Origin of the sequence: Sphingobacterium prati, assembly GCF_013167215.1 — a bacterium.
In the GTDB taxonomy this organism is placed as follows: Bacteria; Bacteroidota; Bacteroidia; order Sphingobacteriales; family Sphingobacteriaceae; genus Sphingobacterium; species Sphingobacterium prati.
Window position 1 is genome coordinate 101,740 of sequence record NZ_JABJWY010000009.1, and the last position, 16,185, is coordinate 117,924.

8 protein-coding genes are annotated in these 16,185 nt (G+C 39.4%); 4 read left to right on the plus strand and 4 right to left on the minus strand.

Annotation, left to right across the window (positions count from 1 at the left end; genetic code table 11):
- The first annotated feature begins 130 nt into the window (after positions 1-130).
- On the plus strand, positions 131-4,009 hold the full coding sequence (locus tag HPC41_RS01840) for a hybrid sensor histidine kinase/response regulator transcription factor (RefSeq protein WP_172392290.1): 3,879 nt from the start codon (positions 131-133) through the stop codon (positions 4,007-4,009).
- An 84-nt stretch (positions 4,010-4,093) separates the two neighbouring features.
- On the opposite strand, the gene HPC41_RS01845 is transcribed toward HPC41_RS01840, so the two are convergent.
- Together HPC41_RS01845 and HPC41_RS01850 are read right to left on the minus strand one after the other, a co-directional pair.
- On the minus strand, positions 4,094-5,320 hold the full coding sequence (locus HPC41_RS01845; RefSeq protein ID WP_246250274.1) for a glycoside hydrolase family 88 protein: 1,227 nt from the start codon (positions 5,318-5,320) through the stop codon (positions 4,094-4,096).
- A 69-nt stretch (positions 5,321-5,389) separates the two neighbouring features.
- Positions 5,390-7,537 (minus strand): glycosyl hydrolase family 95 catalytic domain-containing protein, encoded by a 2,148-nt coding sequence (locus tag HPC41_RS01850; RefSeq protein ID WP_172392292.1) that lies wholly within the window; start codon positions 7,535-7,537, stop codon positions 5,390-5,392.
- Positions 7,538-8,072: 535 nt separating this feature from the next.
- Here HPC41_RS01850 and HPC41_RS01855 point away from each other — a divergent pair.
- From HPC41_RS01855 to HPC41_RS01865, 3 genes are all read left to right on the plus strand, one after another.
- Positions 8,073-9,341 (plus strand): Gfo/Idh/MocA family oxidoreductase, encoded by a 1,269-nt coding sequence (locus HPC41_RS01855; protein WP_172392293.1) that lies wholly within the window; start codon positions 8,073-8,075, stop codon positions 9,339-9,341.
- A gap of 289 nt (positions 9,342-9,630) precedes the next feature.
- The gene (locus HPC41_RS01860; protein ID WP_172392294.1) at positions 9,631-13,032 is read left to right on the plus strand and encodes a DUF1080 domain-containing protein; all 3,402 of its coding nucleotides are present in this window, start codon (positions 9,631-9,633) and stop codon (positions 13,030-13,032) included.
- Between the two features lie 151 nt (positions 13,033-13,183).
- Positions 13,184-14,434: an ROK family protein gene (locus tag HPC41_RS01865; protein ID WP_172392295.1), complete on the plus strand. Its 1,251-nt coding sequence runs from the start codon at positions 13,184-13,186 to the stop codon at positions 14,432-14,434.
- On the opposite strand, the gene HPC41_RS01870 is transcribed toward HPC41_RS01865, so the two are convergent.
- Positions 14,431-14,790 carry a CoA-binding protein gene (locus tag HPC41_RS01870; RefSeq protein ID WP_172392296.1) on the minus strand — a complete coding sequence of 120 codons (360 nt, stop codon included), beginning with the start codon at positions 14,788-14,790 and terminating at the stop codon, positions 14,431-14,433. The genes HPC41_RS01865 and HPC41_RS01870 overlap by 4 nt on opposite strands.
- A gap of 131 nt (positions 14,791-14,921) precedes the next feature.
- Positions 14,922-16,112: a serine hydrolase domain-containing protein gene (locus HPC41_RS01875; RefSeq protein WP_172392297.1), complete on the minus strand. Its 1,191-nt coding sequence runs from the start codon at positions 16,110-16,112 to the stop codon at positions 14,922-14,924.
- Between the last annotated feature and the right edge of the window lie 73 nt (positions 16,113-16,185).

Genomic DNA, 16,185 nt, shown 5'->3' on the forward strand with positions numbered 1-16,185 from the left:
TTGGTTTTATAAATTAAAAATTGGTTGCTTAACAGTATCAAAATTGAGCAAGAGTAACTATTTAATAGGGTGATTTTTATAAATATTAAGGGGTAAAATCTTAAATTTGAACTGTAACCGCTATTTATCTATGAATTTCCTCGTAAAGCAGATCCAACACATGGTCATTATTGTATGGCTATTTTGTCCACTTATTTCCTGTTTGGCTCAGAACTTCAATTTTGAGACATTAACACAGGACAATGTATTAGATAAGCAGGCAGTTTTGACTATCGCTCAGGATAAAAAAGGGAAACTTTGGTTTGGAGGAGGGGACAATCTGTTTGTTTACGACTCACAAACTATTATAAATCTTCGTGTTCAGGATAACATATTCAACAAATTAGATTATATTAATAAAATTTGTATAAACGACAAAGATGATCTTTTCATTGCTACCGCAACTCAACTATTTATTTTCAACATAGACAAACGAAAGGCTGTATTAAAAAGAGGAAAGCCTTTTATCGAAAAACTCGTTGTCTCGGATATACAAATTCTCTCCGGTCATATTTTTCTATGCACAAACAGAGGCTTATACGTAGCTGTTCCAGCTTTAGGATCTTATGATTTTAAATTAATTTTAGATCGCCCCCATACGCAGACTATCGTTCAAACAGGACTAGATTCGTATACGATAGCTAGCTCCGACGGTATCGAATCATTTACCTATAAAAACAAACGAATATCTCAAACCCATAACCTGGGATTTCCCCTATTACCGCTAAAGGAACGAATCTTTAGTACAATGTATATTAAAGACAACATCCTCTGGGTAGGAACAAAACTACATGGTCTATTTCTATTTAATTTTTCCAGTCAAAATTGGCGAAATCTAAGAGAAGAAAATAGTAACCTCTTGAGCAATAATGTTCGTAAGATCATTAGAAACACAAACGGAGAACTATTAATTGGAACATTGAAAGGTCTTTCCGTTTTCAACGGGTCTCCTGTTTTCACAAATTACAAACATAATACATCCATCAAAAATTCCCTCAGTCAGAACTCAATTTATGATATCTTTATGGATAACCAAAAAGTGATCTGGCTGGGAACATATTTTGGGGGTATCAACGCAATTTATCCCGATTTGATCCCCATACAAATTTATTCTACACGATCCTTGTTACATCAACGGCTGAATAGCGATATTGTTGGTAGTTTTGCTCATTCCAAGAATGCCGATTGGATAGGGACTGAAGAAGAAGGAATCAATAAAATTGATAAAATTACAGGGAATACAAGTCCGCAGCCCAAATTTACCCGATCAAACCTTATAAAAGATCTCTATATTCGGGATGAAAAATTATACGCCGCACAATATGGTGGTGGCTACTCCGTCATTGACTTAAAATCAGGCAACAACAAAAATTTCTTCCTCGAAAAGGACCTCTTAAATCTGAAAAACAATATTTACAGTATTTATGTAGATCCAGCACAACGAATCTATTTAGGTACAAATAAGGGACTTTACATTGCGGAACATGAAAAACCACCACAGTTTGATTCTTCGCTCGCAACAAACACAATAGATGAGATACAGGCAGATGATAAACAGCAGATTTATTTCCTCCAATCAGGAAAGCTATTTCGGAAAAAGAATTTTAGTGCTACTATCCACCCCATAAAGCAAGTTAACTCACTTTACATAAATGGCTTTTACGTAGCCCCAAATGGCAATGTTTGGATTACTTCAAAAGGAGATTTATATCACTTCGATCTTAAAGATCGTTTGACCCTTACAATGGGTTTCCCTAATAATACCCTAGGCTGGCCTATCATGATCGATGGGCATTTCTGGATTAGCAGCAAAAATGGACTGATCTTTTTTAATCCAACAACAAAATACACAACAACACTCAATCAATATGATGGCATGCCTGTCAAAAATATGCAAGGGGCCAAGGTTTATAAAAGCGAAGCCGGTATGCTATTTGTCACGACACTGAACGGACTGGTTTCCATCGATACCCGAAAAATTACCTTCAACCAGGCAAAACCTAATGTCCTATTCCAAAATATATTTCTTGAGGACAGCCCCTTAAATTACGGACGTCTCCAAAAAGATGAGAAATCCAACAGCTATCAGCTGCAATTACGCCATGACGAAAACTTCATCACAGTTAATTTTTCAAGTTCCAATTTTATTAAACCACTGAAAAACAGGTTTCGTTATAAACTCGAAGGCTTTGATAAAGATTGGATAGAAACCAGCACACCCAGCGTCAGGTATACAAATATCCCAGAGGGACAGCACACCTTAACCATTTACGCAAGCAATAATGATGGAATCTGGAGCGATACTCCCCTTCAGATACACCTAGATATCAAGCCCCCTCTCTGGAGGACCTGGTGGGCCTATCTATTATATGCAGGGCTATTTGCGCTCGGAATACACTTTATTATTAAGTTTGTCGTCGAACGGCAGATGCTGATCAATTCCGAACGCGACCATGAAAAGAAAATAAAATTTTTCACACAAATTTCACATGAGATCCGTACACCGCTGACCTTGATAACAGCACCTTTAGATGAAATTATTTCCGAAACAGCAAACTTATCGTCTACCCAATCTAAAATAAAACGTATTAAAAAGAATGCCACTAAATTACTGGGTGTTGTAAACGAACTACTTGATTTTAAAAAATTTGATGACAAACATTTCGCATTGAAGCCAAACTACATCCCTTTCAGGGAATATATAGAAGATACCTTTTACCTCCTCAACGATCTCGCGCAGAATAAACACATTAACTACTATATTCGGCAACTGGATAGTGTTGGACTCCAGTTCATCGATACGGTACAATTTGATAAAGTGATGTTCAATCTTTTGTCAAATGCGATTAAATATACCCCAGAAAATGGCACCGTTTACCTAGAACTTATTGATCACAAAGATAATACCATTATTAACATCGTTGATAATGGAATCGGAATTGCTACAGAGAATCAATTCAAGATTTTTGAAGAATATTATCGGGAGGAACAAGCAAATGATACCATAGGCACCGGAATCGGATTGGCATTAACCAAACAGATTGTCCAACAGCATCAAGGCGAAGTAAACTGTTCCACAACACAAAATGAAAAAGGGAAATGGACCGTATTCAGCGTGCATTTACCTAAATCAGACAGCAAAGCAATCTCCCTGGAAGAGCCCTTCCCAAGCACGACTGAAGATCCAACCCCTGTAACGCCTTTCGTGCTCGATAACTCCTTGCGGCAGACTCTCCTTATTGTCGAAGACAATAGAGAACTATTGGATACCATTGTCCGCCTGTTTCAGGAGAGCTACACCATCATCACAGCCGTCAATGGCGAAGATGCATTATCAAAGGCACAAGCATATATCCCAGATTTGATTTTATCAGATCTTATGATGCCTTATATGAATGGAGCTCAATTATGTCAGGCCATAAAAACAACGATTGTAACCAGTCATATTCCAGTTATCTTACTGACAGCGGTGACAGATAGCGATTCTCAGACCCAAGCCTTGCAATACGGAGCGAACATCTACCTAACAAAACCTTTTGATAATAGGCAGTTATTTCTATCTGTGCAAAACCTCCTGGCGATCAGTCACAAAAAGAGCCGTGAATTTCATGTTAAAAAAACAGATTTCGACAATGAACTGGATGCTCAATTTATTGCGACATTGGATCAACTGATCGAAGCGAATATCCAATCAGCTGATTTTGACGTCAACTTTATTTCCCGCAATATGGGAATGAGTGCGCCGATTATTTATCGTAAGCTCCGGGCCATATCCAACTTGTCTATCAACAATTATGTAAAGATGTACCGACTTAATAAAGCCAAAACGTTGTTGAAGTCGTCAATGAATATCAGTGAGGTCGCCTATGCTGTTGGGTTTTCCGAAAGAAAATACTTCAGCAGGGAATTCAAGAAACAATTTGGACATAACCCGTCTGAAGAAATTTCACAACCAGAGCAAGACAACTGAAACCTTATTTTAAACAGGGGGCATTAAATAGAGAAGCCACATTTTAGGCTAAAAATGTGGCTTCATATCGTATGTGATGTCTATTTATTTTGCGATTTCCTTAATCATTGGCTCGCCGGCCAACAATCGCTGATAGCGCACTAGTGCTTCTACATAATAGTAGTCAGCATAAGTCAACGGTACATCAATCTCCGAATTTAAAGGAAGTGCCCCCACACTGTGTTGAAGAATATAACCCCCATTTTGTCCGTAAGCAGCCAAATAAGGTGCTTGCGATAAATTCTTGATCATCATTTCTGCTTTATCCAGATAATTTGCAGATTCCTGACCTTTTGTATACTGTGAAAGCTCTAATAACGCCGAGGCATACAACGCTGCTGCCGATACATCTCTCAAATCTTTATTCGGATACATCTTGTCAGAGACAGCGATTTTATCCTTATCAAAGTCCCAGTAAGGAATCAGGTCTGAGGGTAAGTTTGGATTGTCAAGGATATATTTCGCTATTTGTTGCGCTTGTTTTAAAAACTCCTTTTTCTTTGTTTCACGGTACATCATTGTGTAACCATATAAAGCCCAGCCTTGGCCACGCGACCATGCAGATTCATCAAAAGCACCCTGATGTGTTTTTTTAGATCGCACTTTACCTGTATCTTTATCATAGTCAATCACATGATACGAACTATAATCTTTTCGAAAATGATTTTTCAACGTCGTTTCAGCATGTGTGACAGCAATATCATAATATTTTTTATCGCCTGTAATTTTAGAAACCTGCGTTAAAAATTCCAGATTCATCATATTATCTATAATGACCGGATAATCCCACGATCCGTGATCCCAAGAGCGAATGGCTTTTGTCTTCTGACTATAGCGCGATGCTAACGAATTTGCCCCTGTCGTCAAAACTGATTCGTATTGTTGGGTATTTCCAGTCAGCCTTAACGCGTTCCCAAAACTGCAGAACAACATAAAGCCCAGGTCATGTGTCCCCTTATTGCTCTTCTCCTTCTCTAGGTAGGTCAATTTATCTTCAGCACGCTGTAATAGTTGCTGGTCCTTGGTCCCTTCATACAGATAAAATAAAGTTCCGGGATAAAATCCCGAACACCACCAGCTCGACGATGAAAAAACTTCCTTGCCATGTTCAAATGTTTTTGGAAATTTATCCTTTGGCGTTTCCTTATCCAAAACTTTTATCTGCTTGGCAGCGCCGTCAAGTTGCTGCTGAACAAATTCTTTCGACAGCTTCAATTTTGCTGTTTGCCCATAAACCACACTACTTGTTCCCAAAGCAGTCCATAAAATCATTAAAATTTGCTTTTTAAGTCTCATTATTTATATTCCCTTTTTTACGTTATTGATTGAATGCTTTTTGCGCTAGTCGTTTTCACGGATAGCGACTGTGGAACCTTCTTTGAGTTTTAATGTGATCAACCCATCCAATTGTCTCGTATACCGTCCTTTTCCATGTATTTTAACGGATGGGTTCGCCATATCAAGCTTGAGTTTTAATGATCCTCCATATTGACTTTTAACCTCAACAGCTAATGTGGCTCCATTTTGTCGTCGTGCGGAAATCAAATGGCCTCCATCGGCCAAAAAATGACTGAACGAAACATCTTTCCATCTGCCGGGAACTGCCGGGAATACACGTAATATCCCATTCCAATATTGTATACAGAGTTCTTGAATGCTTGCCATTGCAGCCAGCGGAGTTTCGATCACAGGGCCGCTTTCGGCATATAAGGTATTTGGTTTAATATATTTATTCAACAAAACATCCAATGAAGCTAAAGCAGAATCGCCGCGCCCCATCATCGCATACATGGAAGCAGCACCCGTAAATGAATAACCTTGGAGCCATTGCTTTTTGCTCTGCCAATGTGCGATGGACTTTTCGATCAATCCCCTATTCTCAGTCTGATCCCAATTCACATCATAAAAGGGATAAATCATCATGAGGTGTGAATAATGACGATGTGATTCATCGTATGGTACATCTTTGGCGATCATAAAACCATTACTATCCTGTGGATATGCAACCAGATGCAGTAGCACATCCTTCCATGTAGCATGGAGCGAATCCTTTCCTGCCCGTTCATTATCCAGTTCTAAAAGTGTTTTTAAACCCCACCTTAGGATGGACAGGTCGTAATTGGTATTATAAGCAAATCCCTTGGAATATTCAGGGGAATAGGTTTTTACAGCGATGTAATATTTTCCGGTTTGATCTTTTTCCAGTAAATGCAAATGATAGTTGACCGCTTCTTTCAAAAGTACAAAGAGACGATCGTACACCTCTTGCGACAACGTTGCCCGATAAAACTGATAGTAGCTATGCAGCAGCCATAACAGATTACCAAGTTCCTTCTCGCCATCTGCCGCTTTTTCCAAGCTGACACCTTTCTGCAGAAGTACCGGACTCCATAAATCAGCAGCCGAAGAACGACCTACAGCGATACTGTTGTAACGATAAGGCACTGGAACATTCGAGCGTAAGTTTTCCTTATTTCGATCAATCATCTGGATCAAAGAATGCGCAATATCCAAATGGTTGGCTTTAAATGTCGGCGAATAGGCAAGTTGCATATTCAAATTAAGCCAATAAGCAGGCCAGGGGGTTGGACTTGTCCATGGTCCTTGTAGATCCATGGCAGGCTTATCCGAGCGTGTAGCACTTGCCAGCTTATACAATTGCATATCGTAGAAAGATTGATAAACCTCATCGGGCAATTCGAGTGTAGATGCATTATAGTAGTTGTCCCACCATTGCAGATGCTCCGCCAAAGCCTTGGTTATTTTTCTTTCATCAAACTTTTGGAGATAGTCAAGTGTTTTTTTTGTAAAATCCTTTCCAGCCTGACTGTAGCCAACTGTAATCACATAGGTGTCAATATCTTTAGATGAGCGCAGTAGGTAAGCAGTCGTATAACCGCCTCCTGCTGTCAACGGCTGCTCAAAGAAATTTATATTATCTTGTCGGCCCTTCACTCCTACTGGATTGGCAAGGTAAGTCTTCGGCATTTGAGTATAGCTAAACTGCATGCGTGGACTAATCGCGGAATCAGCTACCCAGTTGAGCGTATATTTCCCTTTAAAGTTCTTTTTCAAGACCTCCAATAGAATGACGTCTACATTGGAAAGCGTCGTGGTCTTTACCTCGATCTGTCCTTGATCAGTCGAGACGGTAGCCAAAGCATAAGCTTCCTTCAAATAAATATCACCTTTGGCTTTTGCTATTGAACTCTCAAGCTCCAGATTAAAATAACCTAATGACAGGCGGGCCTTCTCGAACAACTTGTCCTCCGAATTCGCACGATGGTCATATACATCCGTTCTGCCGATGTCAATACGTACTGACTTATTATCCAATAGGTAAGTCATAGTTCCCAATAAACCATTCCCCGTAAATACCCCTTCATATATGGTATTTCCAAGCGGAACAACCTTAAATTGTCCAAATCCCTTATGATATAAGATGATCGTATAAATAATAATCAATAATAGTATCCTTGGTCGCGTCATATCGGTTTTCCTCTATCGAAGGCCCCATAAAGATCTCGGATTCTCTAAGGATAATCAAGCTTGTTTTACGAAAACGATTGAGTGTTTTCGGTTTCATACAATTCTATCTCTATACGGACGAATGAACAGCAAAACGAACTGAACATCCACGATAGGTATAAAATATAGGCCAATAATAGTTCTGTCCCTTCAAAATCCTCAGATATGCTCCCTACCTGTCCACTCGTAAAAAAGTAGATCGCGATACGAAAAAGCCTCCAGTTTTGAACGATAACGCTGTATAGCATCCTTATGTAACAATTTTATATCACTGTGATGCGCGAGAACAATAAAATCAAACATTACATATGAAACAACCGGATTTAGAATTGTTCTTTTATTATTTTTTCATAAAACATAAGCAAACAATACGTAAAATTTTAGTTATCAGTTTTATATTTATCAGTTTTTTATCTATTTTTAAGTTCAATATCCAATTGTGGTTATTTTTTAACAGCCTAAATGGATCAATTATAAAACAACTAATCCAACCAACATGAAAGAACAGAATTCATCAAGGCGTGATTTTATTAAAAAATCAGTGGTAGGTGCTGCGGCATTTTCTATTGTACCGCGTTTTGTCCTTGGAGGCCAGGGCTATCTTGCGCCGAGTGATCATTTAACCAAAGGAGTAATTGGCGTCGGGAATATGGGTAGAGGTCACTTTGGTTATGCCGGAACAAAAACAGTTGCCATTTGTGACGTTGACACAAGGCATCTCGCGGCTGCACAAAGAGACTTGGGCGGTGGAATCAAAGAATACCATGATTTCAGAGAACTCATTAAATCTCCAGAAGTAGATATTGTTCATATCGCTACTCCACCGCATTGGCATGGCCTCATGTCTATTGAAGCTGCCAAAGCTGGAAAAGATATCTGGTGCGAAAAGCCGATGACACGTACTATAGGCGAAGGTAAGAAAGTGAAAGAAGCTATTGCACAGCATGGAAATATGTTCCGTCTGAACACCTGGTTTCGTTTTAAAGATGATTTTTATGGAATGAATGTACCTGTTAGCAAAATTAAAAAACTAGTGGATACAGGCATGTTGGGTTGGCCATTGAAAGTGACGATAAGCAAGCATACAGGGTTTGACTGGAAATTCTATTGGGTAGGGAAAGAGAACCTTCCTGAGGAACAAGTTCCAGCTGAATTGGACTATGAATTTTGGTTGGGGCCAGCCCCCTATAAGCCATACAATAAACATCGTACGCACACTACTTTTAGAGGATATTGGGATTACGATGGTGGTGGATTGGGGGATATGGGACAACACTACATGGATCCCGTGCAATATTTCCTGGGTAAGGACAATGAAAGCCCAGTAAGCGTTGATGTGGACGCACCACAGCAACACCCCGATGCGGTAGGTACTTGGAGACGTATTACCTTTACTTATGCGGATGGTTGTCAAATCATTTTAGATGGTGAAGCCAAAGATGAGAAAGCAGCATATATCGAAGGCCCTAAAGGTAAATTGTACAAAGGATTTGCTTCTGATATTCCAGATTTGGAAAGGAAACTTGCACAATATCCTGAGCCGACACCACAAATCACCGATTTCTTGGAATCTGTCAGGACACGTGAAAAGTTTGCTCTAAATGAAATAAATGGACACCGTTCCTGTACTTTGGTGAATATGGGACTGGCAGCGTTGCGCCTTAACCGATCATTAAAATACGATTCTCAAAACGAGCAGTTTATCGATGATGACGCAGCAAATCGTTTGATTCATCAGCCCATGAGAGGCCCTTGGTCCATCTAACAATTATGATCCGATGAAACATCATATGCTTAAGAAAACATCCTAACAAAGATGGACAGAAACAAGTCATGGAGCTTCATACCGATAAAAGATAAATAATCTCAATGAAACCATCATGATTTATTCAATTACCTAGCGAAATGAATAAATCTGATAGCTTCATCACAATTGAAACCGCCGAAGGCAGCATGAACCGAGTGAAACGAGCTCATGAATACCATTGAGAATAAGTACTTATGAATAATGCCTTAAAGGGAAAATTGACTAATGAATAAACAGATTTAAACGGATGAAAAAGATATTTAATTCGCTGGCTGTACTGCTTCTTATCTCGAGCGCTTCATACGCCCAGCAGCCCCAAAATAGAACCACAGCTACCAAAATAGCTGATGTGCTAGCCCAACAGCCAGCAGAGGAAAAAGAGAAATTCCTACTCGCCATGCATGAGCTGGAAGGATTTAGTGCAGACGACGTCGTTGCTTTCCTAAAAGGTCTAAAAGCTCCCGGAAGTAATAATGCACCAATTGAATTTGCTGCAAACAGTTATTCCTTTTATGTCAATCAGCCCGGAAAAGAACAGCAAAAAAAAGTATTTGTTGAAGGATTGGCAAAATCCATCGCCCAACTGAGCGAACCTACAAATCAAGTTTTTGCATTGCGTTTACTTCGCCAATGCGCGGATAATTCGGCAATTCCAGCTGTTGCAAACTGTTTAACAAACGATTACCTTGCTGACGCAGCCGCCAGAACGTTAGTATCTATCCGTACCAGCGAGTCTGCTGCAGCGCTGGAAAAAGCCCTGACAGCTTCGACAACCGAAAAAACAGCGATCGCTATCGTTACTGCCTTAGGTGATTTAAAGGTTAAAACTGCAGAGAATGCAATTTTAAATTTAACGCAAAAATATAATTCAGACCCTTTCCAACGCACTGCACTTATTGCACTCAGTAAAATAGGCGGCACAGCCTCTGCTTCTTTATTTCAGAATAAATTGAACGATGCGGCGTACAGCTACGACAAATTCGATGCGATCGGGCTAGGCATTGACTATGCACAATCGCTGATCGACAATAAGCATGATAAAGATGCGATCAAATTCCTGAACAAATTCTTTCAAGAATCACAAAAAGCAAAATCCATCAACGGGCAATTTGCTTCATTGAAGATCCTGGCCGCCATCGATCCAAATAAGCAGAAAAAAAATCTAATGTCTGCTATAAACAGTGATAATGGTGCCTATCGTAATCTTGCATTACAATTATTAGGCAAATATGGCAAAGGTACTGATGCGAAGAGCCTTCTCGCTTTAGCGAGCAAGGGCACACCAGAAGTACAGGAAAGTGTACTTAACTACCTTGCACATAACGGATCTGCAAGTAGTTTAAAAGCAATCCAGGTATTAGTAGGCAAAGCGACATCTCCAGTCACAAAATTAGCTGGATTAAGTGCGATCAATACGCTTTCGCAAGGCAAAGAAACCAATACCTTAATTCAGGCGTTTGATGCGGATCAAGAATTCAATAATTCGGTTAAGGCACTTATCCTTTCTTCCAGGGACGCGAATGTAATCAATGATGTCAATAACGCGCTCGCAACTGTTGATGACAGCAAAAAAATTCAGTTACTGGATATCTTGAGTAAACGCTCCAATAACGCGTCATCAAAAGCCGTGTTGGCAATTAAAACAACAAATCCTGCTGTTGAGGAAGCGGTAAATAAAGCGTTGCCCAATGTCGCTCTGGAATCCGATCTCGAAGAACTTTTCAATAGATTGAACCACACTACAGATCCAAAATCTGCTTCATTATTGCAAAAAGCAATTGTCAATGTAGTTCAGTCAAGCCCAAATGCCAACGGCTTAACAGGAAAACTGGCTGCAAATATCTCAAGATCCGCTGCACCCAGCGCTGCAAAATACTTCCCTATTTTTGCCGGGCTCGGAGATAATCAATCGTTAAAGGCTGTCAGCAATTATGTGAACAATAGCAATCCTGAATTAAGAGCAGTAGCCATTACATCATTGGCAAACTGGTCATCTGCTAATGCTCTCCCTGAACTGATATCTTTATCAAGAACGGAAAAAGATGAGAAGCTATTCAATACCATTTACAAAGGGTTAATCAAATCCATTTCCGCTTCAGCAAATACTGGTGATCAAAAAACACTGTTATTACGTGATGCATTTAGTGTTGCAAAAACGATAGAACAGAAGAAAGCCGCACTTGCAGCTTTACAACCAACAGGCACCTACCAAGCTTTTATTTTTGCTGCGGACAAAATGGCCGATCCACAATTAGGTGAAACTGCTGCGAATACCGCCATGAATATTTCCATGGATAATAAATATTATGGCAGCAAAGTAAGGGAAGTATTGGAACAGGTCATCGGTAAATTATCCGGCAGTGAAAGTGGTTACCTCAAAGAAGCTGTTGTACGTTATTTGTCCGAAATGCCAATAAAAGAGGGTTATGTATCGCTTTTCAATGGCAAAGACCTAAGTGGCTGGAAAGGATTGGTCGCTGATCCGATTAAACGGAGTAAAATGAGTACCAAAACTTTGGCAGCCGAACAAGCGAAAGCAGACGAGATCATGCGTAAGGGCTGGTCAGCGTCAAATGGCGAGATCGTCTTTAGTGGAAAAGGAGATAATTTGGCTACAATCAAGCAATACGGAGATTTCGAGATGTTAGTAGACTGGAAATTGGAGAACTATGGAGGCATAGAGGGTGATGCCGGTATCTATTTAAGAGGCACTCCACAGGTTCAGATCTGGGATATTGCCAATACTCGGGTAGGTGCACAAGTCGGATCAGGCGGATTGTACAATAATCAAAAAAATGAAAGCAAACCGTTGAAAGTGGCTGACAATGCCACGGGAGAATGGAATACTTTTAAAATAAAAATGCAAGGTGAAAATGTCTCCGTTTGGTTAAATGGACAATTGGTAACTGATAATATCCCACTTGAAAATTATTGGGACAGAAATCAATCCATTTTCCCGACCGAACAAATTGAACTTCAGGCGCATGGTTCAGTTGTTTATTATAGAGATCTTTTTATTAAAGAATTTCCAAGGAGACAGGTCTTTAAACTAAGTGAACAAGAGAAAAAAGAAGGCTTCGATGTCCTATTTGATGGAACAAATCTCGACAAATGGACAGAAAACAAAGCCTATGTAATTAACGATGAGGGTTACATCTGGGTCTATCCCAATGCGAAATTTGGCGGAAACTTATATACAAAAGAAGAGTATGCTGATTTTATCTATCGTTTTGACTTCAAACTCACTCCCGGAGCGAATAACGGTGTAGGCATCCGTGCGCCATTAGAAGGTGATGCCGCTTATGAAGCAATGGAAATTCAGGTACTCGATGATGGCGCGGATGTGTATAAAGATTTAAAACCTTACCAATACCACGGTTCTATCTATGGTGTAGTTACGGCTAAAAAAGGCTATTTAAAACCATTGGGTGAGTGGAACTCTGAAGAAATATACGTAAAAGGTAATCGCGTTAAGGTAACTTTAAACGGTACTGTCATTGTTGATGCCGATATCGCTGAGGCAAGTAAGAATGGAACACTGGATGGCAAAAAGCATCCCGGTCTAAAACGTGCAAATGGCCATATTGGTTTCTTAGGACATGGAACTGAAGTATTCTTCAAAGACATTCGTGTAAAAAGGCTTAAATAGTCTTCTGAAGTGCAAAAAAAGGGGATAAAATGGCTTATCCCCTTTTTTCCAAAAGACCGGCTTGTGTGACAAGTGAGAAAAATAACCGAATGATTCCAAAAACTTTTATTAAATTAAGGAACTAGGACTCTAATTCAAAATATGATGTTTTATGACTAAAGCCGTAAACCTACTGATTAACAAAAAATTGGATAGCAAGCCTGAGAAGAAAAATCTATTCAACAAACTTTCTATTATAAAATTAATAGCCGAATTAGGATCTGTATCAGTAAATGACATCGTAAAAAATCTCTCGCTAAGTCTTCCAACAGTCAACAGCCTAATCGCAGAACTATTGGAGGACAACATCGTACGTCAGTTTGATAAGGGAGAATCTATCGGTGGCCGCAAACCAAATCTCTATCGGCTATGCGATGGACTGTTCCAAGTACTATGCGTAGAACTCCAGCGGTTTTCCATTACATTGAGTATCATGGACAACAACCACAATATCGTTGCGGAAACTGTTGAACTGGACAACGAACTATCCCGCAATGCCGATAATCTGCGTGATATTACTCAAATTATTGATCAGTATCTGCTAGAAAAAGCTGTAGATACTGCGAATCTAACTGGCTTAATTATTAGTATGCCGGGGTTAATTAACGCTGATGAAGGAACAAATGAGACATTTTTACACGATGCATCTCAATCTATTACAGCTTACTTCGAAGACAAATACAAAAAACCGGTATATATACTCAACGATGTAAAAGGGGCTGCATATGCAGAGTTAAAATTTGGTTTAGCTAAAAACACCAAAAATAGCCTAATTATCTTAATGGACTGGGGAATAGGTCTTGGAATAGTTTCCAATGGTGAAGTTTATCTCGGACGGGATGGCTATTCCGGCGAAGTAGGACATATGCCTTTCATTGATAATGGGGAATTGTGTTACTGTGGCAAAAGAGGATGTCTTGAAACCGTCGCTTCCGGAATTGCCTTGGTCAACAATGCAAAACAGGAGATCCAAAAAGGTGAACTGACTAAACTTAATGAGTTGCAGAAAGAAGAGTTAGACCACCTAACACCAACTCACGTTATCGAAGCGGCTAATAAAGGTGATCAATTTGCAATAAACCAAATCTCCAAACTGGGCACAAACTTGGGGAAAGCATTTGCATCGCTGATCCAGCTGCTCAATCCTGAATTGATTGTATTGGGTGGCAAAATTGCAAAAGCTAATGAATTAATTACAATCCCTATACAACAAGCAATCAATTCATATACGATGGCGATCTTAAAAGAACATTGCGATATAAAAGTATCAAGTTTGACCCTAGATAGCAATACGATCGGTCTGACAAACTATTTTATCACAAAATATCTGTCAGTCGAATTGATCCAGAAATCCAAAATCTAAAACTGACCTGTACTCAATAATACAAGAGTACAGGCTCTTTCAGTTTTAATACCATTTTCCATGGCCAATTGCTCCAATTCAGCATTTTCCGCACCCGGATTAAAAATAATACGCTTTGGTCTTGTATCCAAAATATAATTATAATATTCTTTTTGATTCGGCTCGCCGAGATACATCGTTACCGTATCAATATCGCTGTGTATGTCACCCTTCTTTTCGATAGGAACACCCGCTACTTCCCCCCCGCTCAAACCGATGTTAACGATATCATGTCCGTGTTTACGCAACATATTCGCTGCTTTATTTGAATAGCGCGAAGGGTTTGTACTAGCTCCTAATATTAATGTCTTTTTCATCCTTATACTTCTTTGTTCAATAATGATTTATCTTTTAAGGACAGGCATATTGTTTTCTTCAATACCGAGTACCCAATTATTAACGACTGAAGCAAAATTATCCGCTCGTTTTATTATTGATAAGCATAAAATTATTCATCTATAATAAAGTCACCATGGGTGCTATAAGCATTCTTGCGTAAAACAGGCATACCTAAAATTTTATAGAGTTCGTCCAATTTTACCAAGCTACCATTTGTCATATTTGAAAGTAAAACAATAACAATATTTCTTTTCAAATCCCGTACATAGATATGACGAAAACCGTGCCACCATCCGGTATGATAAACAATATGATCATTGCCATGTTCAAAAGTACGCCACCCATATCCATAGCTAAAAATACCTTTCTTTGCATCAGGGTAACCCCGGTATGCCGAATCCAACGTCGATTGTTTTAATAAGCGCCCATCACGAAGTGCTAAATCAAAACGGTAAAGGTCTCTTACCGTACTATAAATTCCTTTGTCTCCCAACGGTCCATCCTGAAAATTCTGTACCACCGATCTTCGCCATATCTTATCGTGTCCGATGACATTGGTCGGTATCTTTTCGTATACAGCCTTTGACAACGCAGCCGTATTAGTCATTCCTGCAACATTGAAAACACTGTCTTTCATATATGTTGCGTAGTCCTGTTTCGATACCTTCTCGATTATTGCTCCCAAAACCATAAAATTGGAATTATTGTAGAAAAACCGCCCACCAGGAGCCCCATATCGATTAGGTTTAAACTCAGTTAGCATTTTCATAACATCCTGATTGGTCATCCCTTTTTTGCGGTCCGGCCAATGTTTCTCCGAAAAATAAACATAGTTCGGTAACCCTGACCGATGAGTCAATAGCATTTTGATCGTAATCCCAGGATAAGGAAAATCTGGATAAAAATCATTAATTGTTTGATCCAAACGTAATTTTCCTGCTTCGACCAGCTTCAATGTACCAACAGCGGTCAAGGGTTTGGAGACTGACGCCAATTCAAACTTATCATCAATTTCCAAGCTATCACGTTTTAGATAGTTGGCCCAGCCGAATGTATTTTGATATAGAATTTTACCATCCTTTGCCACCAGCACATTTCCATTAAAAGCGGACTTTGAATGCAGGTTTTTCATAAAAGCATCGATCTTGGGATCTGCATGCTGCGGATTGTAAATAAGTCTTGTACTATCTATTTTTGCCTGTGCTATTGCCGCTTCTTTTTGTTTTTTCTCTTTTGAACTACAGGCAACTGTAGATGCCAACAAAAGAGCTACCATTCCCTTTAAAAAAAATAATTTCACGTATTGCGTCTCCTGGATTTCTATTTTTGTGTTATGTTTTCCCGTCTTAATAAGGGCGTCTTTACTTAATTGT